20 protein-coding genes and 1 pseudogene are annotated in these 24,307 nt (G+C 71.6%); 17 read left to right on the forward strand and 4 right to left on the reverse strand.

All coding sequences use genetic code 11. The features are described 5' to 3' along the window. Positions 1–102: 102 nt before the first annotated feature. The 4 genes from ligD (at position 103) to ACILRF_RS06080 (ending at position 5,179) form a co-directional block, all read left to right on the forward strand. The gene (gene ligD / locus ACILRF_RS06065) at positions 103–2,769 is read left to right on the forward strand and encodes a DNA ligase D (protein WP_395671380.1); all 2,667 of its coding nucleotides are present in this window, start codon (positions 103–105) and stop codon (positions 2,767–2,769) included. Next, positions 2,769–2,918, forward strand: coding sequence for a hypothetical protein (locus ACILRF_RS06070; RefSeq protein ID WP_395671381.1), 150 nt, complete (start codon positions 2,769–2,771; stop codon positions 2,916–2,918). The genes ligD and ACILRF_RS06070 overlap by 1 nt, the downstream gene beginning before the upstream one ends. A gap of 76 nt (positions 2,919–2,994) precedes the next feature. Further along, entirely contained in the window at positions 2,995–3,903 is a 909-nt protein-coding gene (locus tag ACILRF_RS06075; RefSeq protein ID WP_395671382.1) for an aldo/keto reductase, read from the forward strand. Further along, positions 3,890–5,179: an NTP/NDP exchange transporter gene (locus tag ACILRF_RS06080; RefSeq protein ID WP_395671383.1), complete on the forward strand. Its 1,290-nt coding sequence runs from the start codon at positions 3,890–3,892 to the stop codon at positions 5,177–5,179. The genes ACILRF_RS06075 and ACILRF_RS06080 overlap by 14 nt, the downstream gene beginning before the upstream one ends. Before the next feature lie 4 nt (positions 5,180–5,183). On the opposite strand, the gene ACILRF_RS06085 is transcribed toward ACILRF_RS06080, so the two are convergent. Together ACILRF_RS06085 and ACILRF_RS06090 are read right to left on the reverse strand one after the other, a co-directional pair. Continuing rightward, the gene (locus ACILRF_RS06085) at positions 5,184–5,489 is read right to left on the reverse strand and encodes a hypothetical protein (RefSeq protein ID WP_395671384.1); all 306 of its coding nucleotides are present in this window, start codon (positions 5,487–5,489) and stop codon (positions 5,184–5,186) included. Between the two features lie 29 nt (positions 5,490–5,518). Beyond that, entirely contained in the window at positions 5,519–6,415 is an 897-nt protein-coding gene (locus tag ACILRF_RS06090) for a Ku protein (protein ID WP_395671385.1), read from the reverse strand. Positions 6,416–6,550: 135 nt separating this feature from the next. Between ACILRF_RS06090 and ACILRF_RS06095 the strand changes: the two genes are divergently transcribed. Genes ACILRF_RS06095 through ACILRF_RS06110 form a run of 4 tightly spaced genes read left to right on the forward strand, consistent with a single transcriptional unit; the run spans position 6,551 to position 12,994 of the window. After that, complete coding sequence (locus ACILRF_RS06095; RefSeq protein ID WP_395671386.1) at positions 6,551–7,369, forward strand: ImuA family protein; 819 nt, start codon at positions 6,551–6,553, stop codon at positions 7,367–7,369. Continuing rightward, the gene (locus tag ACILRF_RS06100) at positions 7,287–8,831 is read left to right on the forward strand and encodes a DUF6504 family protein (protein ID WP_395671387.1); all 1,545 of its coding nucleotides are present in this window, start codon (positions 7,287–7,289) and stop codon (positions 8,829–8,831) included. The genes ACILRF_RS06095 and ACILRF_RS06100 overlap by 83 nt, the downstream gene beginning before the upstream one ends. Next, complete coding sequence (locus tag ACILRF_RS06105; RefSeq protein ID WP_395671388.1) at positions 8,828–12,028, forward strand: error-prone DNA polymerase; 3,201 nt, start codon at positions 8,828–8,830, stop codon at positions 12,026–12,028. The genes ACILRF_RS06100 and ACILRF_RS06105 overlap by 4 nt, the downstream gene beginning before the upstream one ends. Before the next feature lie 45 nt (positions 12,029–12,073). Beyond that, positions 12,074–12,994, forward strand: a complete 921-nt coding sequence (locus ACILRF_RS06110; protein WP_395671389.1) for an MBL fold metallo-hydrolase — start codon at positions 12,074–12,076, stop codon at positions 12,992–12,994. Positions 12,995–13,000: 6 nt separating this feature from the next. On the opposite strand, the gene ACILRF_RS06115 is transcribed toward ACILRF_RS06110, so the two are convergent. Further along, on the reverse strand, positions 13,001–14,137 hold the full coding sequence (locus tag ACILRF_RS06115) for a S1C family serine protease (protein WP_395671390.1): 1,137 nt from the start codon (positions 14,135–14,137) through the stop codon (positions 13,001–13,003). A gap of 31 nt (positions 14,138–14,168) precedes the next feature. Here ACILRF_RS06115 and ACILRF_RS06120 point away from each other — a divergent pair, with 31 nt between their 5' ends. From ACILRF_RS06120 to ACILRF_RS06135, 4 genes are all read left to right on the forward strand, one after another. After that, complete coding sequence (locus tag ACILRF_RS06120) at positions 14,169–17,777, forward strand: CHAT domain-containing protein (protein ID WP_395671391.1); 3,609 nt, start codon at positions 14,169–14,171, stop codon at positions 17,775–17,777. 31 nt (positions 17,778–17,808) lie between these two features. Next, a complete protein-coding gene (gene murJ, locus ACILRF_RS06125; protein ID WP_395671392.1) occupies positions 17,809–19,437 on the forward strand; it encodes a murein biosynthesis integral membrane protein MurJ in 1,629 nt (542 codons plus the stop codon). Positions 19,438–19,600: 163 nt separating this feature from the next. Beyond that, the gene (gene trpS, locus ACILRF_RS06130) at positions 19,601–20,632 is read left to right on the forward strand and encodes a tryptophan--tRNA ligase (RefSeq protein ID WP_395671393.1); all 1,032 of its coding nucleotides are present in this window, start codon (positions 19,601–19,603) and stop codon (positions 20,630–20,632) included. Between the two features lie 37 nt (positions 20,633–20,669). Next, a complete protein-coding gene (locus ACILRF_RS06135; protein WP_395671394.1) occupies positions 20,670–21,143 on the forward strand; it encodes a universal stress protein in 474 nt (157 codons plus the stop codon). A gap of 39 nt (positions 21,144–21,182) precedes the next feature. Here ACILRF_RS06135 and ACILRF_RS06140 read toward each other — a convergent pair whose 3' ends face one another. Further along, positions 21,183–21,773 (reverse strand): hypothetical protein, encoded by a 591-nt coding sequence (locus ACILRF_RS06140; protein ID WP_395671395.1) that lies wholly within the window; start codon positions 21,771–21,773, stop codon positions 21,183–21,185. A 124-nt stretch (positions 21,774–21,897) separates the two neighbouring features. Between ACILRF_RS06140 and ACILRF_RS06145 the strand changes: the two genes are divergently transcribed. The 5 genes and pseudogenes from ACILRF_RS06145 to ACILRF_RS06165 all read left to right on the forward strand — a co-directional run. Then, on the forward strand, positions 21,898–22,470 hold the full coding sequence (locus ACILRF_RS06145; protein WP_395671396.1) for a NifU family protein: 573 nt from the start codon (positions 21,898–21,900) through the stop codon (positions 22,468–22,470). A gap of 13 nt (positions 22,471–22,483) precedes the next feature. Continuing rightward, positions 22,484–23,125, forward strand: coding sequence for a tRNA (adenosine(37)-N6)-threonylcarbamoyltransferase complex dimerization subunit type 1 TsaB (gene tsaB, locus ACILRF_RS06150; protein ID WP_395671398.1), 642 nt, complete (start codon positions 22,484–22,486; stop codon positions 23,123–23,125). After that, on the forward strand, positions 23,122–23,610 hold the full coding sequence (locus ACILRF_RS06155) for a GNAT family N-acetyltransferase (RefSeq protein ID WP_395671397.1): 489 nt from the start codon (positions 23,122–23,124) through the stop codon (positions 23,608–23,610). Before tsaB ends, ACILRF_RS06155 begins: the two co-directional genes overlap by 4 nt. A gap of 74 nt (positions 23,611–23,684) precedes the next feature. Then, positions 23,685–24,056 (forward strand): Fur family transcriptional regulator, encoded by a 372-nt coding sequence (locus tag ACILRF_RS06160; RefSeq protein ID WP_395671399.1) that lies wholly within the window; start codon positions 23,685–23,687, stop codon positions 24,054–24,056. Between the two features lie 45 nt (positions 24,057–24,101). Beyond that, positions 24,102–24,307 (forward strand): annotated as a pseudogene (locus ACILRF_RS06165) (tRNA (N6-isopentenyl adenosine(37)-C2)-methylthiotransferase MiaB); the annotation flags it as partial.

Consider the following 24,307-nt stretch of genomic DNA (forward strand, 5'->3'; position numbering starts at 1 on the left):
AGTGTCCAGCGCGAGGACGTCACCGCCTGGCGCGACGCCTTCGTGACGGCCCTCGAGGGCCTGGAGCCGAGGCGCACCGCCCTGGCCAGCTAGGGAGCGACGATGGCCGCCGCCAAGAGTTCGCCGACAGGCAAGACTCCGCCAGCCAAGACCGGCGGCAAGCTGGCCCGCTACCAGGCCATGCGGGACTTCACCAAGACCGCCGAACCGAGCGGCGAGACGCCGGTCAGACCCGCCAAGGCGCTGCGGTTCGTCATCCAGAAACACGCCGCCAGCCGGCTGCACTACGATTTCCGCCTCGAGCTCGACGGGGTGTTCAAGTCCTGGGCGGTGACCAAGGGCCCGTCCCTTGACCCGGCCGACCGCCGCCTCGCCGTCGAGGTCGAGGACCATCCCCTGGACTACGGCGACTTCGAAGGGACCATCCCCAAGGGCCAGTACGGCGGCGGGACCGTGATGCTGTGGGACCGCGGCTACTGGTCGCCGGAGGGCGATCCCCACGCCATGCTGAAGAAGGGCGACCTCAAGTTCGTCATGGACGGCGAACGGGTCAAAGGCAGCTACGTCCTGGTGCGGATGAAACGGCGCCCGGGCGAGAAGCGCGACAACTGGCTGCTGATCAAGCACCACGACGCCTATGAGGCGCCCGGCGACGGCGACCGGCTGGTCGCCGGGGAACTGACCTCCATCGCCTCGGGCCGCAGCATGGAGGACATCGCCGCCGGGACCGGCAAGGGGCCGACCCCGTTCATCACCGGCGGCAAGGCCCGCGCTCGCGCCGACCGCGTCTGGCAGTCGAACCGCGCCGAGGCCCACGACGAGCCCGCCTCGCCGCCGCCGAAAGCCAAGGCCAGAACGAAAGCCGCCCTGCCGGACTTCGTCGCCCCGGTGCTCGCCAAGGCGGTGGACAAGCCGCCGGCCGGCGCCGGCTGGGCGCACGAGATCAAGTTCGATGGCTACCGCCTTCAGGTCCGCGTCGAGGGCGGCAAGGCGCAGATCAAGACCCGCTCCGGCCTCGACTGGACGACCAAGTTCAAGGAGATCGCCGCCGACGCCGGGGCCCTGCCGGACGGCCTGTACGACGGCGAGGCCTGCGCCCTCGACCACAACGGATCGCCCGATTTTCCGGCGCTCCAGGCGGCGCTGTCCGACGGCAAGACGGGGAACCTGATCTTCTTCGCCTTCGACGCCCTGTTCATCGATGGCGAGGACCTGCGCGGCGAGTCGCTCCGTATACGGAAGGAGCGGCTGAAGGCGGCCCTCGACCGCGCGGGCGTCGCCGCCCAGCGCCGCCTGCGCTACGTCGACCACTTCGAGACCGCCGGCGATGCGGTGCTGCAGTCGGCTTGCCGGATGTCGCTGGAGGGCATCGTCTCCAAGCGGCTGGATTCGCCCTATCGCCCGGGCCGCGGCGAGGACTGGGTCAAGTCCAAGTGCCGGGCCGGCCACGAGGTGGTGATCGGCGGCTGGACGGGCGAGGCGGGCCAGCTCCGCTCGCTGCTGGTCGGGGTGATGCGCGAGGGCAAGCTGGTCTACGTCGGCCGGGTCGGCACGGGCTTCGGACGCGAGACGGTCGCCCGCGTGCTGCCGCGCCTCAAGGCGGTGACCGCCGAGCAGAGCCCGTTCACCGGCCCCGGCGCCCCGCGCAAGGAGGCGAACGTCACCTGGGCGCGGCCCGAGCTCGTCGCCGAGATCGAGTTCGCCGGCTTCACCGGCTCGGGCATGGTCCGGCAGGGCGCCTTCAAGGGCCTGCGCGAGGACAAGCCGGCCCGCGAGGTCGAGGCCGAGACCCCGGCCCCGCTCTCCACCGAGGTCGCCGAACCCAAGGCCAAGGCCGCGCCCAAGGCGCCGGCGAAGACCAAGGCCGCCGACCCAGTGGTGATGGGCGTCCTGCTGTCCAACCCCAACAAGGCCCTGTGGCCCGACGACGGCGACGGCCAGCCGGTCACCAAGCTCGACCTCGCCAGATACCTGGAAACCGTCGCCCCCTGGATGATGCCGCACATCAAGGGCCGGCCCTGCTCCATTATTCGCACCCCGGACGGCATCGAGGGCGACCAGCGGTTCTTCCAGCGCCACGCCGGCAAGGGCTCGTCGAACCTGATCACCGAGACCCAGGTGTTCGGCGACCACAAACCCTACCTCCAGCTTGACCGTCCCGAGGCCCTCGCCGCCATGGCCCAGATCGGCGCGGTCGAATACCACCCGTGGAACAACCAGCCGTTCTCGCCGGAAACGCCCGGCCGCCTGGTCTTCGACCTCGATCCGGACGAGGACATCCCCTTCGAGCGCGTGATCGAGGGCGCCCTTCGGGTGAAGGACAAGCTCGAGGAACTCGGCCTCGTCGCCTTCTGCAAGACCACCGGGGGCAAGGGCCTGCACGTCGTCACCCCGCTCGAGGACGGAAAGGGCAAGATCGACTGGCCGACCGCCAAGAAGTTCGCCCAGGACGTCTGCCTCGCCATCGCGGCGCAGGAGCCCGCCAAGTACGTGGTCAACATGGCCAAGGCCAAGCGCGTCGGGCGGATCTTCCTCGACTACCTGCGCAACGACCGCATGAGCACCGCCGTCGCGCCGCTGTCGCCGCGGGCCCGGCCGCGGGCGCCGGTCTCCTTCCCGCTCACCTGGAATCAGGTGAAGCCGGGGCTCGACCCCAAGGCCTATACGATCCGCACGGCCCCGAAGCTGCTCGCGAAGACCAAGGCCTGGGCCGACTATTTCGATCAGGAACGGCCGCTGGGGCCGGCAATCAGGAAACTGGGGCGCTGATGGGCAAGTGGATCGCAATCATGCTGGCGGTGATGATCGCCGCGGCCGTCGTCGGGTTCATGGTCGATGCGGTCCGGGTCATCGCCGGCTTCCTGGTGGCCATCTGCCTCGCCGTCCTGGCGGTGCGCGTATTCCTCAAGCGGGGCTGACGGCCCGTTGCATCTCTGACATCGTCATCCGCCTCCCGACGTCTAGCTTGGCTGCGGGGGAAGGGAGACAGAGGTCATGGACGCCACACGTCGCCAGCTTGTCGCCACAGCCGCCGCGGCGGCGCTCACGCCCACCCTCGCCATGGGGCAGGCCGTCGGCCTGATCACCAAGCCGATCCCGTCCAGCGGCGAGCGCCTGCCGGTGGTCGGCGTCGGCACCGCCCGCCGCTACGAGGCCGCCCCGTCCGAGGCCGAGCGCAAGCCCCTGCGCGACACCCTCCAGCGCTTCCACCAGCTCGGCGGCAAGGTGATCGACACCGCCCCGTCCTACGGCGACGCCGAGGCGATCGTCGGCGGGCTGATCGCCGACCTCGGTGTCCGTTCCGCCCTGTTCCTGGCCACCAAGGTCGGGGCCGACGACAAGGCGGCCGGCCAGGCGCAGATCGAAGATTCCTTCCGCAAGCTGCGCACCGACCGTATCGACCTGTTCTCGGTCCATAACCTGCGGGACACCGCCAACCAGCTGGCGACCCTGCGCGACCTCAAGGCCGCCGGGCGCATACGCTACGTCGGCGCGACCACCTCCTTCGACCAGCAGTACGCCGACTTCGAGGCGATGATGCGCCGCGAGACCCTGGACGTGATCCAGATCGACTACGCCCTCGACAACCGCGGCTCGGCCGACCGCATCCTGCCCCTGGCGCTGGAGCGCCGCATGGGGGTGATGGTCAACCTGCCGTTCGGCCGCAGCCGCCTGTTCCAGGCTACCCAGGGCAAGCCGCTGCCCGACTGGGCGGCCGAGATCGACTGCACGACCTGGGCGCAGGTGTTCCTGAAGTACGTCGTCTCCCATCCGGCAGTGATCTGCGCGGTCCCCGGCATGGCCCAGGCGCGCTACGTCGACGACAACCTCGGCGCCGCCCGCGGCCGCCTGCCCGACGCGGCGCTCCGTCGCCGGATGGAGCAATACATTGACAGCATCTGAGGCGCGCCGACCCGGCGGCTTCTCGCGCCTGATCGCCGCCGAGCCGGACGAGATCTCCGCCGTCGTCGCCGGCTTCCTGCTCTTCTTCCTGCTGTTCGCCAGCTACTTCATGCTGCGGCCGGTGCGCGAGACCATGGGTGTCGCCGGCGGGGTCGAAAACCTGCCGTGGATGTTCACCGGCACCTTCCTCGCCACTCTGGTGATCGTGCCCTTCTACGGCTGGCTCAGCTCGCGGGTTCAGCGCCGCCGCCTGTTGCCCGCCGCCTACAGCTTCGTCGCCCTGACGCTGGTCGGCTTCGCCGCCGGCATGATCGCCAGTCCGGCCGACGTCTGGCTCGGCCGGGCCTTCTACATCTGGATCTCGGTGCTGAACCTGTTCGTCTTCTCGCTCGGCTGGAGCCTGATGGCCGACATCTTCCGCCCCGAACAGGCGAAGCGTCTGTTCGGCCAGGTGGCGGCGGGCGCCAGCCTCGGCGGCCTCGCCGGCCCGCTGATCAGCGGCCTCTCCGTCGGCGCGGTCGGCGAGCCCGGGCTGCTGATCATCTCCGCGGTCCTGATGCTGGCCAGCCTCGCGCCCGTCCGCGCCCTATTGGCCTGGCGCGAGCGCCACGGGGCGCCGGCGACCCAGAGTGATGCGCCCGACCGGCCGATCGGCGGTAACATCTTCGCCGGTCTGACGCTGATCGTGCGCTCGCCGTATCTGCTCGGGCTGTCGGCCTTCGTGGTGCTGCTCGCCTCGGTGAACACCTTCCTCTACCTCGAGCAGGCGCGCCTCGTGGACCTGACCTTCGCCGACCGGGCGCGACAGACCCAGGCCTTCGCCGCCATCGACGTCGCGGTGCAGAGCCTGACGATCTTCATCCAGATCTTCGTCACCGGCCGCCTGACGAAGAAGCTGGGCGTCACCGTCCTGCTGACCGCCGTGCCGGTGCTGATGGTCGCGGGTCTCGGCCTGCTGGCGGCGGCGGCGACCTTCCCGGTGCTGGTCGGGGTGATGGTCCTGCGCCGGGTCGGCGAGTACGCCCTGGTCAAGCCCGGCCGCGACATGCTGTTCACCACCGTCGACGCCGAGACCAAGTACAAGGCCAAGAACGTCGTCGACACCTTCGTCTACCGCGGCGGCGACGCGATCAGCGCCTGGGTCAGCAAGGCGGTCGGGGGCCTCGGCATGGGCGCGGCCCTGGTGATGATCGTCGGCGCGGTCCTGGCGGCGGTGTGGGCGGCCATCGGCTACGGCCTCGGCCGCATCCACGACCGCCGGGCGGAACGCGCCTAGCCCGCTACTGCGGGGTCGCGCCGCCGGCCGTGCTGTTGGCGGTCGCCGGGGCATCGTTGGCGTTGGCGCCGGTCGAGCCGGGGCCGAGGTCGCCGGTCCCGACCGCCGGGCCGACCTCGCCCGATCCGCCCATGTCGCCGGACGCGCCGGTGTCGCGGCCGGTGTCGGCGCCGCCGACTGTGCCGGGCGCTGCGGCCACCCCCGGATCGCCCTGCGCCGTCGCGCCGTCGGCGTTCTGGGGCGAGCGGTCGCAGGCGGCCAGCAGGCTCAGGGCGGCCGCCGCCGCGGTGGTCAGCAAGATCGTTCGCATCGTCACGTCTCCCGTGGTTGTCGGATGGCTCAGGCGCGCTTCTTGGCGGCCGGTTTCTTGGCGGCCGGGGCTTTCTTGGCCGGGGCTTTCTTCTCCGGGGCCTTGCGCCCGGCCGAACTCTTGGCGGCCGGCTTGCGCCGCTCGCCGCCGCCGGAGGTCTGGCCGAGGCTGCGGCGCAGGGCCTCCATCAGGTCGACGACCTCGGCCTCCTGCGGCTCCTTCGGGGCGGTCACGCTGGCGCCCTTCTCCTTTTCCTTGATCAGGGCCCGCAGCGCGTCTTCGTAACGGTCGTTGAACTGGCTGGGATCGAAAGGGCCTTCCAGCTGGTCGATGATCTTGGCGGCGATCTCGACCATCGCAGCCGGCGGCTTGGTCGCCGGAATGTCCGAGAACACCTCCTCCGGCTTCTTCACCTCGCGCTTGTTGCGGATGGTGTAGGCGAGGATGCCCTTGGGCCCGGCCTCCAGCGCCATCAGCCGCTCGCGCTGGTGCATGACCAGGCGGCCGAGGGCGACCTTGCCGGCCTTCTTCATCGCCTCGCGGATGACGGCGAAGGCTTCGACCGCCATCTCGCCGTCCGGGGCCAGGAAGTAGGGGTCGTTCCAGTACAGCCGGTCGATGTCGGCCTCGTCGACGAACCGCTCGATGTCCAGGGTGCGGGTGGTCGACAGCCGCACCGCCTTGATCTCCTCGTCGGAGACGACGACGTAGCGGCCCTTCTCGATCTCATAGCCCTTGACGATCTCGGAGCGGTCGACCGGCCCGCTCTCCGGATCGGTCGGGATCATCCGGATGCGGTTGTGGGTGTCCTTGTGCAGCATGTTGAAGTGCACTTCGCCGGACCGCGAGGTGGCGGTGTAGAGCGCCACCGGACAGCTCACGAGGCTGAGGCGCAGGTGGCCCTGCCAGGTCGGGCGCGTCGCCATGCCGGATCTCCGATCCCCTTGAAACGACTCCGGAAACGTCAGCGGCGCGAATCGGTTCGTGCGGCCGTTCGGGAACTTGACTACCCGTTATGGGTGTTTCAGAACGAAACTGGAACAAAAGGAGTCCATAAACCGATGCCCGGATCTCGCTCAGGCGCGCTCGCCGCGCTCAAGGCGAAGGTCGCCGCCTTGGAATCCGGCGGACGGGCGGACTCTGAATCCCTGCCATTTGGCATGCCGGATATCGACCGCCGGTTGCCGGGCGGCGGCCTGCCGCTGGGCTGCTGGCACGAAGTGACCGGGGCGGGGATGGAGGCCGAGACCGCGGCCGCCCCGACCGCGGTCTGCGCCCTGATGGCCGCGCCGCTGGCGGGCCGCGGGACGGTGGTGTGGGTGATGCGGCGCGACGACCTGTGGGTTCCGGGCCTCGCCGGCCTCGGCTTTCCGCAGGGTCGCCTGATCCAGGTCTGCGTCGACGACGAGACCGAGGCCCTCGGCGTCATGGAAGAGGCCCTGTCCGCCGCCGGCGTCGGCGCCGTCCTGGGAGAGGTCGAGACGGTCAGCCTGACGGCCGGCCGGCGGCTGCAGCTGGCCTGCGAGAAGCGCGGCTCGACCGGCTTCGTGATCCGCCGCGCCCCCTACGGCCGCCGCACGGCCCGCGAGCCGGCCGGCTCGGCGGCGGCGACCCGCTGGCGCGCCGTCTCGGCCCCGTCCGAAACCCCGCCGCGCGAGTTCGGCCTCGGCGCGCCGCGCTTCCAGCTTTCGCTGGAGCGCTGCCGCGGCGGGCGGTCCGGAAGCTGGCTGGTCGAGGCCGGCCAAGCCTACGGAGAAGGGGCCTACGGGGAAGGGGCTTTGAACGAGGAGGCAGGGAATGTCGCGCATCCTCTGCGCCTGGTCGCCGAACTGGGCGATCTCGGCGTGGCGCCGGCGCAATCCGACCGTCGCGCCGCCTGAAACCCCGTTTGCCTTGGTCGAGACGGTCCGGCGCGCCCGCCGGCTGGCGGCGGTGTGTCCGCGCGGCCAGCAGCTTGGCCTGCATGCCGGGCAGAAGGCGACCGACGCCCGCGCCCTCGTCCCCGACCTGGCGCTGGCCGAGGCCGAGCCCGAGGCCGACGCCGCCGCCCTGACCGCCCTCGTCGACTGGTGCGTGCGCTTTTCCCCCGCCGTCGCCGCCGACCCGCCGGACGGCCTGTTCCTCGACATCGCCGGCGTCGCCCATCTGTGGGGCGACGAGGCCGGGATGCTGGCCGATTTCCTGGACCGCCTGGCGGCCAACGACCTGCCGTTCCGCGGCGCCATCGCCGACACCCCGGCCGCGGCCTGGGCGCTGGCCCGGTTCGGCGCCGACCGGACGATCGTCGCGCCAGGGGACCAGGTCCGGTTCCTCGCCCCCCTGCCGCCGGCCGCCCTGCGCCTCGACGCCGAGGCCGCCGCCCAGATCGAGCGGTTGGGCTTGCGCCGTGTCGAGCAGCTGATCGCCCTGCCGCGCGGCCCGCTGGCCCGCCGGTTCGGCCAGGCGACGCTGGATCGCCTCGACCAGGCCCTGGGCCGCAGCCGCGAGGCCCTGCGCTTCCGCCGCCCGCCGACCCCGTGGTTCGCCCGCCTGGCCTTCTTCGAGCCGATCAGCGCGCCCGAGGACATGGCCCGCGTCGCCCACGACGTGCTGGCCCGCCTGTGCGCCCGGCTGGAGGCCGGGGGCCAGGGCGCCCGGCGCTTCGAGATCGCCTATCACCGCCTCGACGGCGCGGCCCTGCCGGTCGCCGTCGGCCTGTCTCGCCCCGGCCGCGACCCGGCGCGCATCGCCCGGCTCGTCGCCCCCAAGCTCGAGGCGGTCGACCCCGGCTTCGGCGTCGAGGTGATCACCGCCGAGGCCCATGAGGTCGAGTCCCTTTCCGGCCGCCAGATTCTTCTTGGTGATCAGGGCGACCTCGCCGACCGCGGCCAGCCGGCGGCGGAGGAGGGGGTGGCGGCCCTCGTCGACCGGCTGGTCAACCGCCTCGGCGAGGATCGTGTGTGGCGCGCCCGGCCCGTCGAAAGCCATGTTCCGGAACTGGCCGTCGAGCGCGCCGCGCCCCTGGCGTCCGGCGCGACCTCAGGCTGGAACCCGGCGATCCCCCGGCCGGTGCGGCTGTTCCCGCGCCCCGAGCCGCTGGAGAACGTCATGGCCCTGACCCCCGACGATCCGCCCAGCCAGTTCCGCTGGCGCGGCCGCATTCATCGGGTCCAGCGCGCCGAGGGGCCGGAACGCATCGCCGAGGAATGGTGGAAGCGCGACCTCGCCGAGACCCGCGTCGGCCACGTGCGGGACTATTACCGGGTCGAGGACCAGGCCGGCGCCCGGTTCTGGCTGTTCCGCGCGGGCCTCTACGACCCCGCCCAGCCGGCGCGCTGGTGGATGCACGGGCTGTTCGGATGACCGCCTACGCCGAGCTTCAGGCCGCCACCAACTTCTCCTTCCTGCGCGGCGCCTCGCACCCGGGCGAGATCGTCGCCGGGGCCGACGCCCTGGGCCTGGCCGCCGTCGGGGTCTGCGACCGCAACAGCCTTGCCGGGGTGGTGCGGGCCTGGTCGGCGCAGCAGAAACTGCGCGAGGGCGGCTCGACGATCCGGGCCCTGACCGGCTGCCGGCTCGACTTCGCCGACGGGACGCCGAGCCTGCTGGTCTATCCCCGGGACCGCGAGGCCTACGCCCGCCTGACCCGCCTGCTCACCCGCGGCCAGCTGGCGGCCGAAAAGGGCGAGTGCATCCTCCACCTCCCGGACTTCCTGGCCGAGGCCGAGGGCCAGCTCGTGCTCACGGTGCCGCCGGACCGGCTGGACGAGGACTTCGCCCGCCGCCTGCGCGCCCTGGCCGGCGAGCTTCCGGACCTGTGGCTGGCGGCCGCCCGGCGCTATGGCGCGCGCGACCTCCAGCGGCTGTCCCGCCTCCACGCCCTCGGCGAGGCGGCCGGCGCGCCGATCGTGGCGGTGGGCGACGTCCTCTACCACGGGCCCGAGCGGCGGCCCCTGCAGGACGTCCTGACCTGCATCCGCGAGAACTGCACAATCCAGGAGGCGGGGCTCAGGCTCGAAGCCAACGCCGAACGCCACCTGAAGTCACCGGCCGAGATGGCCCGCCTGTTCGCCCGCTTCCCCGGCGCCGTCGAACGGACGGTGGAGATCGCCGGGGTCATCGACTTCGACCTCTCGCAGCTCTCCTATCAGTACCCGGACGAGCCGGTGCCGCCGGGCAAGAGCGCCATGCAGCACCTCACGGACCTCGCCTGGGAAGGCGTCGCCTGGCGCTATCCGGACGGCGCGCCGGACAAGGTCACCCGCCTGGTCGCCGAAGAGCTCGCGATCATCGATCGGCTCGGCTACCCCAACTACTTCCTCACCGTGCACGACATCGTCCGCTGGGCGCGCGGCCAGGACATCCTCTGCCAGGGGCGCGGCTCGGCGGCCAATTCCTGTGTCTGCTACTGCCTCGGCGTCACCGCGGTCGATCCGACCAAGCCGGGCCAGGACCTGCTGTTCTCCCGCTTCATCTCCGAAAACCGCGGCGAGCCGCCGGACATCGACGTCGACTTCGAGCACGACCGGCGCGAGGAGGTGATGCAGTACGTCTACCGCCGCTACGGCCGCGACCGCGCCGCCATCGTCGCCACCGTCATCCACTACCGCCCGCGCATGGCGATCCGCCAGGTCGGCAAGGCGCTGGGCCTCACCGAGGACATCACCGCCGCCCTGGCCGGCACGGTCTGGGGGTCCTGGGGCGACGGCCTGCCGGACGGCCACATCCGCCAGACCGGCCTCGATCCCGACGCGCCGGAGATCCGCCGGGCCACCGCCCTGGCCGAACAGCTGCTGGGCTTTCCGCGCCACCTGTCGCAGCACGTCGGCGGCTATGTCCTGACCAAGCGGCGGCTCGACGAGATCGTGCCGATCGGCAACGCCGCCATGGCGGACCGCACCTTCATCGAGTGGGACAAGGACGACATCGACGCACTCGGCCTGATGAAGGTCGACATCCTGGCGCTCGGCATGCTGACCGCGCTCAAGCGCAGCATGAACATGCTTGGCGTCAACGACATCGCCGACATCCCGTCCGAGGACCCCGGCGTCTACGACATGCTCTGCAAGGCCGATTCCGTCGGCGTCTTCCAGGTCGAGAGCCGGGCGCAGATGTCGATGCTGCCCCGCCTGCGGCCACGCGAGTTCTACGATCTCGCCATCCAGGTGGCGATCGTCCGCCCGGGGCCGATCCAGGGCGACATGGTCCACCCCTACCTGCGCCGCCGCCAGGGCATCGAGCCCATCGACCTCCCGGGCCCGGCGCCGCCCGCGGATCCGAACGAATTGAAGGACATTCTCGGCAAGACCCTCGGCGTGCCCCTGTTCCAGGAACAGGCCATGCGCATCGCCATCGAGGCGGCCAGGTTCACCCCCGACGAGGCCGACGGCCTGCGCCGCTCCATGGCCACCTTCCGCCACTACGGCAGCGTCGGGGTCTATGGGGTGAAGTTCGTCGACGGCATGGTGGGCCGCGGCTACGACCCGGCCTTCGCCCAGCGCTGCTTCCAGCAGATCGAGGGCTTCGGCTCCTACGGCTTCCCGGAAAGCCACGCGATCAGTTTCGCGATCCTGGTCTACGCCTCGGCCTGGGTGAAGCACCGCCATCCGGACGTGTTCTGCGTCAGCCTGCTGAACAGCCAGCCGATGGGCTTCTACCAGCCGGCCCAGCTGGTTCGCGACGCCCGCGAGCACGGGGTCGAGGTCCGCCCCCCTGACGTCCTGCGCTCCGAATGGGATTGCACCCTCGAGGAAGAGGCGCCCTCCACCGGCCTGCGCGCCGTCCGGCTCGGCTTCCGCCAGGTGAAGGGCCTGAAGGAAACGGACATCGAGAAGCTCGTCGTCGCCCGCGCGGGCGGCGCCCGGACGATCGAGGACTTCGCCCTGCGGGCCGGCGTCCGGCGGCGCACGCTGGAACTGTTGGCCGAGGCCGACGCCTTCGCGCCCCTCGGCCTCGGCCGGCGCGAGGCCCTGTGGGCGGTCAAAGGGCTCGCCGACGAGATGGGGACCGGCAAGATAGGGACGGGCGACGCCGCGCCCCTGCTGGCCCGCAGCGGGGTCAGGGAGGCGCAGGTCCAGCTGCCGTTCATGGCCCTGCCGCACCAGGTGGCCGAGGACTACCGCACCACCAGCCTTTCCCTGCGCCGCCACCCCATGGTCTTCTTCCGGCCCGAACTGGCGCAGATGGGCCTCGTCCCCTGCGAGGCCCTGGCCGGCATGCGCGACCGGCGGCGGGTCGCGGTCGGCGGCCTGGTCCTCGTCCGCCAGCGGCCCGGCACAGCCAAGGGTGTCGTCTTCCTGACTCTCGAGGACGAGACCGGGATCGCCAACATCGTCGTCTGGAAGGACGCCTTCGAGGCCAACCGCCGGCTGGTGATGAGCGCCTCGTTCCTGGCCATCGAGGGCCAGCTCCAGAAGGAGGGCGAGGTCGTCCACCTCGTCGCCCGGCGCTTCACCGATCTCTCCCACCGCCTGGCCGCCTTGAAGAGCGACGAGGGTCCGGCGCCTGAGATCCGCAGCCGCGTCACCGGCCGCCTGATCCGCAGCCGCGACTTCCACTGATCGGACCGCCGCCTTAAACTCCGCCTGGCGAAACGGGAGGCTCCCATGCGCGCGATGAAGCTTGCGGCCCTCCTCCTGGCCCTCGCGGCGGCGCCCGCCGTTTCGCAGCCGGCGGCCGACCCCGCCGGCCCGGTGATCCGCCCGGAGTTGCTGACCGCCGTCTCGCCGCACGTCCATGTCGTGCCGGACGAGTTCCGCCCCGTCGTGCCCAACGTCGGCTTCGTGGTCGGGACCAAGGCGGTGCTGGTCGTCGATCCCGGCCTTGGCCGGACCAACGGCGATCGCGCCGCCGCCATGGCCGCCCGGCTCGCTCCCGGCCGCCAGATCTATGTCGTCGGCACCCATCCGCATCCCGAGCACGACATGGGCGCCTTGGGCTTCCCGGCCACGGCGCGGATGATCCGCTCCGACGCCGCCGAGGCGGATCTGGCCGGCATTCGCCGCCTCGCCGGGGTGTTCGCAGGCCGCGACCCGGCCATGGCCGCTATGCTGCAAGGCGCCGACTGGCGGGCTGCCGATATCCTGTTCTCCGGCGAGCACGTGCTGGACCTCGGCGGCGTCACCGCCCGTCTGATCGACCTTGGCCCCAACCACACGGCCGGCGACACCGCCATCTGGGTCCCCGAGGACCGCGTGCTGTTTTCCGGCGACGTCGCCATGCGCCACCAGCCAAATCCCGCCGCGGCGAACGCCTCCGTCGACGGCTGGCTGCGCAGCCAGGACCGGCTGGAGGCGCTGAAGCCGGCCCGGGTGGTCCCCGCCCACGGCCCGCTGGGCGACGGCGCGACCTACATGCAAGGCTACCGCGCCTATTTCACCGAGATCCGCGACCGCCTCCGCGCGGCCCGCGACCGCGGCCTGCCCGCCGCCGCCCAGGTCGACGCCGTCGCCGGCGAGATGGCCGCCCGCTATCCGGACGCGGGCCGGCTCAGGAGTGCGATCCGGCTGGCGCAGACGGGGCGCTAGCCCGGCCTACATCTTCTCCCACCGATAGGGCTCGTCCTCGCCGTTGCGGAAGAAGCCCTTCAGGTCGGGTTTGTCGTCGCCGTCGGTGTCGTACAGCGCCTCGTCGAAGTCGCCGTCGTGCTTGTCGTCGAAGTACATGACGTCGAACTTGCCGTCGCCGTCCTCGTCCATGGCCAACACGACGGGATCGCGTTTGCTGTCCGGGGTGATCAGCAGGGCGTCAGCCTTATCGTCGCAATCGGTGTCGATCAGCGCCGAAACGCCCTTCGGTTTGTCGGACCGCTTTTCGCTGACCTTCGCCGGTTCGCAGGTCTCGGCCGCCGTCTGCGTCTTGTGGGCGACGCGGTCGTCGGCGCGGGCCAGGAAGGTCTTCACGTCTTCGGCGGAGACGGCGTAGTTCATCCCCTCGCCCTCGCCCTTGAAGCTGTTGATGCCGACGATGGCCAGGTTGGCGTCGAGCAGCGGCCCGCCCGAGTTGCCGGGATTGATCGGCGTCTGGGTCTGGATGACTGTCGCCTCATGCTGGACCTTGTCCTCCGCCTGCCAGGCGTAGGCGCGGCGGATCTGGCTGACGATGCCGCGGGTGTAGGTCCAGGCTTCGCCGGTCGGGTGACCGATGGCGTGGACGTCGGCGCCGACCTGGACGGTGGTCGAGTTGCCGATCGCCAGCGGCTTTACGCCGGCCGGGACCTCCTCGACCTCGATCAGCGCCAGGTCCGTGACCTCGTCACGGCGCACGACCTTGGCGCGGCGGACGTCCGCCTTGCTGACGGCGGCGCCCTCGATGGCCGGCTTGAACACGACTCCCACTTCATCGGCGTCGCCGACGACGTGCAGGTTGGTGATGATCTTGCCGTCGGGGGCGATAAGAGCGCCGGAGCCGAGCGAGTCTTTGCTGACGATCAGCACGACGGCCGGCGAGGCCTGCTGGTAGACCTTGGTTTCCGCCGCGCCGCGGGTCGTCGCGCGGCTCTCGGGCTGCAGCCGGCTCAGCGCCTTGCCGATCGCCAGGCCGCCCGCCGACGGCAGCGCCGGAAGCTGGACCGCGCCGCCGGTCCGCGTGGCGCCCGTCGTGTCGAGCCGGCCGCCAAGCTGCGCTTCCTGCGCCCACGCCGGTGCGTATGATGTCGCCGAAGCGGCCATCAGAACCGCAAGCGTCCGGAACCGTTTCATAATGTCGTCTCGCCCCCGCGAAGCTGTACCGGGCAGAACCCTAGCGGCCCTGCTGCTCGCCACAAGCGTGTTTCTGGCGGATGTTCGCCCGGCCGCCGCCCAGGCTGCCGACCCGGCGTCGCAACTGGCTGCGGCCCGCGCCCGGCTCGACCTCTGCATCGACGCCCGGGATGACGCCTGCACCGTGCGCCACGTCGCGCCCTATCTCGATGCGGCCAGGGCCGCCCCCGCCCCGAACGCCGTCCTGCGCGCCGAGCTGGTCCGCGAAGCCGCCTACTACATCGACGCCGGCAAGCTCGCCCTCGGCCGCTCTGAGCTCACGGCGCAGATTCTCAGCGGAGACTCCTGGCGCAACGAGAACGCCGCCAACGGCGAGCTCTACCTGCGCCGGCAGTTGCTGGCGGTGCGGGTGCAGTTGGCCCTCGGACGACCTGCGGAAGCCGCCGCCACGCTCGACAAGGCCCTGTCGCTGATCGCCAGCCTGCGCAATCCCGAAGCCCGGCCGGCGTTTGTCGCCCAGGCGACGGCCGAGGCGATCGGCGGCCTCATCGCGGTTGGCCAAGTGGAGCGCGCCTGGGGTCTCTACCGCGCCGCCGGCCCGGCGGTCGTTGCCGCCCTCCCGCCGGCGAGCCCGCGCGCCCTCGACTTCCGCCTCGCCGAAGCCCGCCTGCTCCAGGCCACCGGGGATTTCGCCGGCTCGCTGGCGCCGCTCGACGCCGCCCTGCCGGCGCTCCGTGGACGATCAGGCGACGCCCGGCTAGCCGAGGCCCTTTCCCTCCAGGCACTCGGCTGCGTCGGGGCCGGCCAGCCCGACTGCCCTGACCCGCAGCTGCCGCGCCTGGAAGATCTCCCGACGACCCGCGACGGCGCGACCGTCCTGCGCGTTCGCCAGGCGCTGGCCGAGACCGGCATCGATCCCAAGGCCGCCTTCGCCCTTTTCCAGCTCGCCGGCCGCGCCGCCCCGACCTTCGACGCCGACGCCCTGACCCACCTCAGCCTCGCCCGCGACGAGGCCCACCGCCGCAGCCTGCATCAGGCCCTGCGGCTCAGAGCCCGCCGCGACCGCCTCGAGCGCAAGCACATCCAGGCCGTTCTGGCCCGCGCCGCCGCCGAGAAGGCGCCTGGCGCCTACCTCTCCCACGACCCCGCCGTTCGCCTCCGGTTGCGTGACTTCGCCCGCCGGCTCGACCGCGCCCAGTCCGCCGAACCTCGCGCCGGCCTCGTCGAACTTCGCGCCTTCCAGCGGGTCCTGCACGCCGACGAAACCGCCCTGGCCGTAGCTCCGACCCCCGACGGCCTCGCCTACCTCTGTGTCCGTCGCGACAGCGCCCGCGTTCACGCCGCCCGCGTCGACAAGGTGCGGCTCAAGATCGACGGCCGCCTCGTGCAGGCCGCCCTGACCGCCGGCCACGCGCCCTCCGAACGGCTCGACGCCCAGTACCCCGTCGAGGCGGCGATACGGCTCAACGCGGCGCTGATCGCCCCCTTCGCCGGCTGCCTCAAGGCCGGCGACCGGATCGTCTGGCTGCCCGGCACGGCTGGCCTCGACGCGCCGCTCGCCGCGCTGCTGCCCGCGCCGCCGCCGAAGCTGGCCGGCGGCGGATACGACCTGTCGCAAGCCGACTGGCTGGTGCGCCGCCACGCCATCGCCTACGCCGGCTCGGCCAGCCTGATCCTCGCCACCCGTTCGGCCGGCCCGCGCCCGGCTGCCGACTTCGATTTCCTCGGCGTCGGCGACCCCGTGCTGGAGGGCGAGGCGGCCGCCGCCGTCACCCGCGGCGCCCGCGGCCTGCGCGTTAGCGGGCTCGCGCCCCTGCCCGAGACCCGGGACGAGCTCGAGGCCTCGGCCAAAGCGTTCGGCGCCGCCCGCCTGCTCCTGAGGGACGCCGCCACCGAACGCTCGCTGCGGGGCGAGATGGTCGGCGCCTACCGCTACCTGTCCTTCGCCACGCACGGCCTGATGCGCGAGGACCTGCAGGGGCTGAACGAGCCCGCCCTGGTGCTCACCCCTGTCGACGCCGACGATCCCGCGAACGACGGCCTGCTGACCGCCTCGGAGATCGCCGACCTCAACCTGCGCGCCGCCTTCGTCGCCCTGTCGGCCTGCAACACCGCCAACTTCGACGTCACCCAGATGGCGCAGGACCTGCCGGCCCTGTCGTCGGCCTTCGCCGTGGCCGGCGTCCCGGCGACGCTCGGGACCCTGTGGCCGGTCGATTCCGAGACCGGCAAGCGGGTGGTCGCCGCGCTCTTCGCCGATATTGGCCACGCCGGCGTCGCTCCCGCCGACGCCCTCGCCGCGGCCCAGCGCGCCTTCCTGGCCGCGCCGCCCGGCAGGGCCTGGCTGCACCCGAGGTTCTGGGCGCCGTTCGTCCTGCTTGGCGACGGCGGTCCCGGGCCCGCCGCCAAGCCGCCCGCGGCGCTGGCGGTGAAATCGGTCGAGGTGCTGACGAAGGCCGGCGGCGAGGTGATCGCCCTCACGCCCGCCGGCGGCGGCGTCGCCGCCCGCCTGATCTCCGACGCCGACGCGAACGGCCGCCACGCCGGCGCGGTCAGCGTCTCCGGCGGCCAGAGCTGGCGGCAGGAGAGCCCCGGCGTCGGGGCCATGCGCTTTCTGGCGCAGCTCGGCCCGACCCTGGTGGCCGGCGGCCAGTCGCTTTCCGCCCACGGCCGCTATGCGCCGGTCCTTGAGACCTTCGGCCCGAACGGCGCGCGCGGCCCGGTCTGGACTGGCCATGACCTCAGCAAGGTCGACGCCTTCCTGTTGGCCGGCGTCCCGACCTCGCCCGACAGCGCCGTCATCGCCGTCGCCGAGCTCAACCTGCGCGATGCGTCCGGGGCGGGCGGCGGCCGGCTGCACGTGCTGAGCGTCGATGCGGCGCTCCAGCCGCGCCTGCTGTTCACCGCCCAGGCGCCGGCCGGCGGCCGCCTCTCGGCCGCCACCCTGACGCCCCTCGGTGCGGATCTCCTCGTTACCTACACCGACGAGACCGCCGCCACGCCCGCCGCACCCGGGCCGGCGGTGCTGGACGATTGGCAGGCGTCCGACTGCGTCACCGAGCCGGTCACCTGGATCGAGCTGCGCGATGGCCGGACCGGCGCCCTCAAGGCCGCCCGCGAGATCCGCGGCCTCAGCCTCGCCGCCGCGGCGCTCAAGGGTCCGGACGCCTGGCTCGGCGGCGCCCTCAAGGCCTGCGGCGAAGACCGTCGCGCCGTTGTCCTGGCCGCGAACGCCCGCCTCGAAACCCGTCAAGTCTACGTCGACGACAGCCTCGGCGCGTCCGACGTCCGCGCCCTTGTCGTCCTACCCGACGGCCGCGCCGCCGCCGCCGCCGGCAAGCAGAACGTCGTCGACTATCCGCCGAACGGCGCCCTGCCGCCGAAGGCGAACCCCTACGCGGTGCTGCCCTTCCACGACACGGTCTCGGGGATGGTCGTCTTGCTGGGACGCAACGGCAAGGCCGCGCCGCCGCGGATGCTCGACTCCGGCTCGAACGTCTACGTGACCGCCCTGCAGACCGGCTCCACGGGCGAGATCCTCGTCGGCGGCGCTGTGGGAGGCCAGGCCGCCCTCATCCGCCTCGAGCCGGCTGGCGGCGCAAGGCCTTGACGGCGGCCGCGGCGCGGCCGACCAACGCGGCGTGACCGACAACCCCGCCACCAATCCCACGCCGAAGCGCGGCGGGCTGATCCGGTCCTCGGCGATCTTCGCCGGCCTGACCCTGGTCAGCCGCATCATGGGCCTGGCGCGCGACCTCGTGATCACCGCCCGCCTGGGCGCCAGCCAGACCATCGCCGCCGACGCCTACTATACGGCCCTGGCCTTCCCGAACCTGTTCCGCCGCATCTTCGCCGAGGGCGCCTTCGCCGCCGCCTTCGTGCCCGGCTACTCCGCCAAGCTCGCCGCCGACGGCCAGGAAGAGGCCGACCGCTACGCCGCCGACGCCCTGGCCACCGTCGCCGCCGCCACCGTCGCCCTGACGATCGTCTGCCAGCTGGCCATGCCGTGGCTGATGTACCTGATCAATCCGGGGTTCGCCGACGATCCGGCCAAGTTCAAGCTGGCCATCGTCCTCACCCAGATCACCATGCCCTATCTGCCGTGCATGGCCATCGCGGCGCTATTCTCCGGGGTGCTGAACGCCAAGGGCCGGTTCGTCGTCTCCGGCTTCTATCCGACCATCCTCAACGTCGTGATGCTGGCCATCGTCCTGCCGCAGGACGAGCCGGTGGCCGCCGCCTACGCCGCCTCCTGGGGGGTGCTGGTCGCCGGCGTCGGCCAGGCGGGGCTGTGCGCCTGGGCGGCGCGCAGGGCCGGCGGGCGCATCCGGCTCGTCCGCCCGCGCCTGACCCCGGAGATGAAGGCCATGGTGCGCCTCGCCGTCCCGGCCGCCATCGCCAACAGCGCCACCCAGATCAACATCTTCATCTCCGGCATCCTGGCCTCCCAGGTCGACGGCCTGCGGGTCTGGATGAACGTCGCCGACCGCCTCTACCAGCTGCCGATGAGCCTGGTGGGCGTCGCCATCGGGGTCGCCCTGCTGCCACGCCTCGCCGCCGCCTTCCGCACCGCCGACCAGGCCGACGCCCAGGTCGCCATGGACCAGGGCCTTGTCTGGGGCCTGGCGCTCAGCCTGCCGGCGGCGGCGGCGCTGATGGCCATGCCGGTGTGGCTGATCGACGGCCTGTTCACTCGCGATCAGTTTGTCGCCGCCGACGCCGCGGCGACCGGCCGGCTGCTGTTCCACTACGGCTGGGGCGTGCCGGCCTTCGTCCTGCTGCGGGTGCTGCAGCCGGCCTTCTTCGCGCGTCAGGACACCAAGACGCCGATGCGGTTCTCGCTGATCAGCGTGGCGGTCAACATCGCTCTCGGCGTCGGCCTGTTCCACCTGCTCGGCTTCTGGGGCATCGCCATGGCGACCTCGATCGCCGCCTGGATCACCGTCGCCCAGATGTGGCTGGCCCTCACGCGGCGCGGCCTCTACCGCCCCTCGGCCACGGCGCTGTTCAAGATCGGCCGGGTCGCCGCCGCCAGCGCGGTGCTCGGCGCCGTCCTCGGCCTCGCCGCCCACTTCCGCGCGGCCATCGAGGCGCCGCTGCTGGCCGGCGGCCTGCCGGCCAAGGAGGTCGGCGTCCTGGCCCTCAGCGCGCTCGGCCTTGGTCTCTACCCGGTGCTCCTCTTCGCCTTCGGCGGCGTCACCCCCTCCGAAGCCAGGGCCCTCCTCCGGCGCCGGCGGACCGACCCCGCGCCGCCCGCGGACCTGCTCTGACGCTTTTCCTCTCCTGGTCCACGTCGACGGGAAAGGAAGTTGCGGGGCCGGCTCCGAGCCCCTATCCCTTCCCGCATGACGACGACCCGGCGATGGCGCTGACCCGCTGACCTGCCCGAACTGGGCCTTGCGCCCGCACGTCCTCTCCGTCGAAAAGCCTCCCATGACCGACCAAGCCCCGACCCCCTACGCGGGTCCGAAACGCGTGCTCTCCGGCGTGCAGCCGTCCGGCGACCTGCACCTCGGCAACTATCTCGGCGCCCTCGTGAAGTTTGCGCGCCTGCAGCATGAGCAGCCGACCTTCATCTTCGTCGCCGATCAGCACGCCATCACCGTCTGGCAGGATCCGAAGAAGCTGAAGGACCAGGTCCGCGAGATCGCCGCCGCCTATCTGGCGACCGGCCTCGACCCCGCTGTCGCCACCATCTTCCCGCAGTCGGCCGTGCCGGAGCACGCCGAGCTCGCCTGGATCTTCAACTGCGTCGCCCGCCTCGGCTGGCTCGACCGGATGACGCAGTTCAAGGAGAAGAGCGGCAAGCACAAGGAGCGGGCCAGCGTCGGGCTCTACACCTACCCGGTGCTCCAGGCCGCCGACATCCTGGTCTACAAGGCCACCCACGTGCCGGTCGGCGAGGACCAGAAGCAGCACCTCGAACTGACCCGGGACATCGCCGGCAAGTTCAACCACGACTACGACGCGCCGGGGTTCTTCCCGCTGCCGGACCCGCTGACGCAGGGGCCCGGCGCCCGGGTCATGAGCCTGCGCGACGGGGCGGCCAAGATGTCGAAGTCCGACCCGTCGGACAACTCGCGCATCAACCTGATCGACGACGCCGACGCCATCGCCCAGAAGATCCGCAAGGCCAAGACCGACGCTGAGCCGCTGCCGGAAACCGCCGAGGGCCTTGACGGCCGGCCGGAGGCCAAGAACCTCGTCGCCATCTACGCCGCGCTGGCCGGCTCGACGGAGGCCGAGGTGCTGGCCGAATTCGCCGGCCAGGGCTTCGGGGCGTTCAAGCCGAAGCTCGCCGACCTCGCCGTCTCGATCATGGGCCCGATTAGCGCCGAGATGCGCCGGCTGAAGTCCGACCCCGGCGAGATCGACCGCATCCTCACCAAGGGGGCCGAGAAGGCCCGCGAGACGGCGGCGCCGACCCTTGCCGAGGTGAAGAAGCTGGTCGGGTTCTGGGGCTAGGCTTGCCAGCGGCGAAGCTGCGGCGCACCGTCCGGCGATGAGCGCCCGCAAGTTCCTGGTCGTCGCCGACGATACGCCGGAGTTCCAGGCGGCGCTGCGCTTCGCCTGTCGCCGGGCCCGCTCGACCGGCGGCCACGTGGCGATCCTGCGGGTCATCGAGCCGGCGGTGTTCGAGCACTGGAGCGGCGTGCGCGAGGAGATCGAGCGCCAGGCCCGCGACGAGGCCGAGGCGGTGCTGCAGGAGGTCGCCGGCTTCGTCCAGGACGAGACCGGCTTCGCGCCCGAATTCCTTATCGTCAACGCCGACAACGCGCGCGCCGGGCTGAAAAAGGCCGTCGCCGACGATCCGGACATCAAGATCCTGGTGCTGGCCGCCGCCGTCGGCGGCCGCGGCCCCGGCCCGCTCATCGCGTCCCTCGCCAAGGATGGCGTCACGCTCGGCGGCCGCAAGCTCCCCGTCACCCTGGTGCCCGGCGACCTCACCGACGCCGAGATCGCCGACCTGGCCTAGGCGGAGAGGTCGTCCCGCCGATCTGTGCAAACGGGCACCCTAGACGCGGGCGGCTACCCAAATCGCCCATACCTGCTGCATCTCAAACTGCACATCGTGCCAAGCGACCTGGCCGCTGTCGGACATAGCTGCGGCTTGCGACGGCACGAGGGACAGCTTCGACCATTGCTGCCAAGGTATGCGCTCAATAGAGCCGCCGACCTCTCGTCGTCCCCATGCAGACAGCCTCCTAAGGTGCAGCTTGTCTCTTATCTCCTGAAGCATCTCAGGGCCCGAGGGTCGGTGCTGAGACGCCCAATAGCTGCCCCGGAGCACATATTCACATACCTTCGAGAGCTTAGTGTCGGGAGAACCGTCGGGTTGGAATAGTTCACCTGGGGATTCGTCGATCAGGCTCACCGCTGGTTTCAGAGCCTGAGGTTCAGGGCGCAGCTTGAGATCAGCTTCGAGGCGAGCGATCCTCTCATCTCTCGCCTCAATGCGGTCTCGGACGCCGGCGTAGCGATGTTCCTGCCAAAAGAACACGACGACCCCTGCGATCAACAGCAGCAAAACCGCCGCGACCGGAGCTTCCGTCAGCACCCGCCACTCGGAGGCGGCGTGTTTCTCTATGATTTCCCACACGGTCACCTTCCTGCCGCGAATCGATGGGAAGCTTAAAGGGCATAACTTACTCTTCGCCGAGCCGGGTGGGGCAACTCCGCCCCGTCCCACGCCGCTTGCCTTCCCCGCCGCTCAGGCCCACATCTCGCCCATGTTCATCCAGACCGAACCGACCCCGAACCCCGAGGTCCTGAAGTTCCTGCCCGGCCGGACGGTGATGGGCGAGGGGACGCGCGACTTCCGCGACATCGACGAGGCGCAGGTCTCGCTTCTGGCCGAGACCCTGTTCCAGATCGAAGGCGTCGCGCGGGTGTTCTTCGGCCCCGACTTCGTGACCGTGGGCAAGCAGCCGGAGTTCGACTGGTCGCACCTCAAGGCGCCGATCCTCGCCGCCATCATGGACCACTTCACCTCCGGCCGGCCGCTGTTCGCCTCGGAAGGCATCGACGCCGGCGGCCACGAGGACGGCGCCTACGAGGGCGACACCGCCCAGATCGTCGCCGAGATCAAGGATCTGCTCGACACCCGCATCCGTCCCGCGGTGGCCCAGGACGGCGGCGACATTCTGTTCTCGCGATTCGAGCCGGACACCGGCGTCGTCTGGCTGAACATGCGCGGCGCCTGCTCCGGCTGCCCCTCGTCCACCGCCACGCTCAAGGCCGGGGTCGAGAACATGCTCAAGCACTATGTGCCGGAAGTGACGCGGGTCGAGCAGACCCTCTAAGAGGCCGGACATGATCGTCCTCGGGCTCGACACCTGCCTTGCCGCCTGCTCGGTCGCCGTCCTCGATGGCGACAGCGTGCTGGCCCATGCCGCCGAGGACATGGCCCGCGGCCATCAGGAGCGCCTCGCCCCCATGGTCCAGCGGGTGATGGCTGACGCCGGCGTGCCCTTCGACCGCCTGGATCGGATCGGCGTCACCGTCGGTCCGGGCTCGTTCACCGGCCTGCGCGTCGGCGTCGCCTTCGCCAAGGGTCTGGCCGCCGCCCTCCGCGCGCCCGCCGTCGGCGTCGGCGCCCTCGAGGCCCTGGCGGCCGGCCAGCCAAGCCTCGTCTTCGCCGCCATCGACGCGCGCCGCGACCAGCTCTACCTGCAGGCTTTCGAGGACGGCCGGCCAGTGATGGCGCCCGACGTCCTGCCCGTCGAGCTCGCCGCCGCACGGCTGGCGGAACTGGCGATGGGCCGTCCCGTCACCCTGGTCGGCTCGGGCGCGCCGCTGCTCGCGCCCACCGCGCCCGCCGCCCACGTGCTGACGCCGCAAGGCGCCGACGCCCGCCAGGTCGCCCGCCTCGCCGCAGCACGGCCCCTCACGCCGCTGCGCCCTCTTTATCTGCGGGCGCCCGACGCCAAGCTGCCCGGCGGGATCGTTCCGGCGTGACCGCGGCGAAGGCGGATCCGGCCGGCCTGAAACTGTCCTGGGCGACGCTCGCCGACGCCGACCGGCTGGCGCTCGCCCACGCCGGCGGCTTCCCGCGGCCGTGGGAGCGCGCCGATTTCGAGGCCCTGTTCGCCGGCCCCGGCGTGTTCGGCTTCCTGGCGCTGGATGCGGACGTCCCCGTCGGCATGGTGCTGATGCGCATCGCCGCCGCCGAGGCCGAGGTGCTGACCCTCGCCGTCGCGCCTCATCTTCGCCGGCGTGGCGTCGGCGCGGCCCTGATGACCGCGGCGCTCGAGGCCGCCGGCCAGTCGGGCGCCAAGGCGGCCTTCCTGGAAGTCGGAGCCGACAACCCCGGCGCCCGGCGCCTCTATGAGGCGCTCGGGTTTACCGCCGCCGGCGTGCGGCCGGGTTATTATGACCGCGGGCCCGACGGGCGGGTCGATGCATGCGTGATGCGGCTCGACCTTGCCGCCGCAGCCCCTTAGACATCTTCCGCGAACCGGAGAGAAGGAGCCTCGCCGTGCCGGACCGTATCGAGAAGCTGTGCGTCGACAAGGGCATGCGCATGACCGAGCAGCGCCGCGTGATCGCGCGCGTGCTCTCCGACGCCCACGACCACCCCGATGTCGAGGAACTGCACCGCCGGGCCCACGCCATCGACCCGCACATCTCCATCGCCACCGTCTACCGCACCGTGCGCCTGTTCGAAGAGGCGGGGATCATCACCCGCCACGACTTCCGTGACGGCCGCTCCCGCTACGAGGAGCACCAGGACGAGCACCACGACCACCTGATCGACATGAAGACCGGCAAGGTCGTCGAGTTCATGGACCCGCAGATCGAGGCTCTGCAGGAAGCCATCGCCCGCAAGCTCGGCTACAAGCTCGTCGACCACCGCCTCGAACTCTACGGCATGCCCCTGGAGGAGTGATGGCCTCGGGTTGCGCGCGCCACGCCCCGACCCCATAACGCCGGCATGTCCGAGACTGCGCCTCTCAAGCGCCTCTACATCAAGACCTACGGCTGTCAGATGAACGTCTACGACAGCGAGCGCATGGCCGACGTGCTGGCGCCGCTGGGCTATGGCGTCACCGACGACCCGCAGTCGGCGGACCTGGTGGTGCTCAACACCTGCCACATCCGCGAGAAGGCGACCGAGAAGGTCTATTCCGAGCTCGGCTA

Source organism: Phenylobacterium sp. (genome assembly GCF_044236515.1).
Lineage (GTDB): Bacteria > Pseudomonadota > Alphaproteobacteria > Caulobacterales > Caulobacteraceae > Phenylobacterium.

Coding starts and splice junctions, on each gene's coding strand:
- ACILRF_RS06105 (WP_395671388.1), top strand. CDS start 8,828: ATGACCGCCTACGCCGAGCTTCAGGCCGCCACCAACTTCTCCTTCCTG.
- ACILRF_RS06085 (WP_395671384.1), bottom strand. CDS start 5,489: ATGCGAACGATCTTGCTGACCACCGCGGCGGCGGCCGCCCTGAGCCTG.
- ACILRF_RS06075 (WP_395671382.1), top strand. CDS start 2,995: ATGGACGCCACACGTCGCCAGCTTGTCGCCACAGCCGCCGCGGCGGCG.
- ligD (WP_395671380.1), top strand. CDS start 103: ATGGCCGCCGCCAAGAGTTCGCCGACAGGCAAGACTCCGCCAGCCAAG.
- ACILRF_RS06115 (WP_395671390.1), bottom strand. CDS start 14,137: ATGGCCGCTTCGGCGACATCATACGCACCGGCGTGGGCGCAGGAAGCG.
- ACILRF_RS06160 (WP_395671399.1), top strand. CDS start 23,685: ATGCGCATGACCGAGCAGCGCCGCGTGATCGCGCGCGTGCTCTCCGAC.
- ACILRF_RS06120 (WP_395671391.1), top strand. CDS start 14,169: ATGTCGTCTCGCCCCCGCGAAGCTGTACCGGGCAGAACCCTAGCGGCC.
- ACILRF_RS06100 (WP_395671387.1), top strand. CDS start 7,287: ATGTCGCGCATCCTCTGCGCCTGGTCGCCGAACTGGGCGATCTCGGCG.
- ACILRF_RS06110 (WP_395671389.1), top strand. CDS start 12,074: ATGCGCGCGATGAAGCTTGCGGCCCTCCTCCTGGCCCTCGCGGCGGCG.
- ACILRF_RS06145 (WP_395671396.1), top strand. CDS start 21,898: ATGTTCATCCAGACCGAACCGACCCCGAACCCCGAGGTCCTGAAGTTC.
- ACILRF_RS06090 (WP_395671385.1), bottom strand. CDS start 6,415: ATGGCGACGCGCCCGACCTGGCAGGGCCACCTGCGCCTCAGCCTCGTG.
- ACILRF_RS06070 (WP_395671381.1), top strand. CDS start 2,769: ATGGGCAAGTGGATCGCAATCATGCTGGCGGTGATGATCGCCGCGGCC.
- ACILRF_RS06135 (WP_395671394.1), top strand. CDS start 20,670: ATGAGCGCCCGCAAGTTCCTGGTCGTCGCCGACGATACGCCGGAGTTC.
- ACILRF_RS06095 (WP_395671386.1), top strand. CDS start 6,551: ATGCCCGGATCTCGCTCAGGCGCGCTCGCCGCGCTCAAGGCGAAGGTC.
- trpS (WP_395671393.1), top strand. CDS start 19,601: ATGACCGACCAAGCCCCGACCCCCTACGCGGGTCCGAAACGCGTGCTC.